This window comes from Pseudobutyrivibrio xylanivorans, assembly GCF_010906925.1.
Classification (GTDB): Bacteria; Bacillota; Clostridia; order Lachnospirales; family Lachnospiraceae; genus Pseudobutyrivibrio.
Map to the genome: position 1 here is coordinate 1 of NZ_VTVE01000010.1, position 1,067 is coordinate 1,067.

The window sequence follows — 1,067 nt, forward strand, 5'->3', positions numbered from 1 at the left end:
ACATCAGCTAGTGAATCTGCATCAACATCAGCTTCACTAAGCAACAGTGCATCAGCTTCTGAGTCAACATCAGCAAGCCAGAGCAGCTCAGCGTCAGCAAGTGAGTCAGCAAGTACAAGTGCGTCAACAAGTGCAAGCACATCAGCAAGCGAGAGTGCATCGACAAGTGCAAGCGCCTCAGCAAGCGAGAGTGCATCAACAAGTGCGAGTACATCAGCAAGTGAGAGTGCGTCAACAAGTGCAAGCACATCAGCTAGTGAATCTGCATCAACAAGCGCAAGTTCATCAGCAAGCACAAGTGCGTCAACAAGTGCAAGCACATCAGCTAGTGAATCTGCATCAACAAGCGCAAGTACTTCAGCATCAGCAAGTGAGTCAGCAAGCACAAGTGCATCAACAAGTGCAAGTACTTCGGCGAGTGAGAGCGCATCAACATCAGCAAGTTTATCAGAGTCAGCAAGTATCTCTGAGAGCATAAGAGAGTCAGAGTCAGCAAGTGCTTCTGCAAGAATAAGCGAGCTTGAGAGCCAGAGTGTTTCAATGAGCATAAGCTTATCTGAATCAGCTAGCGCAAGCGAAAGTGCATCGACATCAGCTAGCACTTCTGCTTCAACTAGTGCATCAGAAAGCCAGTCAGCAAGCACAAGCGCATCAACAAGTGCAAGCACATCAGCAAGCGAAAGTGCTTCAACAAGCGCAAGTACTTCAGCATCAGCAAGTGAGTCAGCAAGCACAAGTGCTTCAACAAGCGCAAGCACATCAGCAAGCACAAGTGCATCGACAAGTGCAAGCACATCAGCTAGTGAATCTGCATCAACATCAGCTTCATTAAGCAACAGTGCATCAGCTTCTGAGTCAACATCAGCAAGCCAGAGCAGTTCAGCATCAGCAAGTGAGTCAGCAAGCACAAGTGCATCAACAAGTGCAAGTACTTCAGCAAGTGAGAGCGCATCAACATCAGCAAGTTTATCAGAGTCAGCAAGTATCTCTGAGAGTATAAGAGAGTCAGAGTCAGCAAGTGCCTCTGCAAGAATAAGTGAACTTGAGAGCCAGAGTGTTTCAATGAG

General features: G+C 47.4%; 1 pseudogene. It reads right to left on the reverse strand.

The features are described from left to right. Window positions 1-1,067, reverse strand: a pseudogene (locus tag F0Q01_RS13805) (hypothetical protein); the annotation flags it as partial.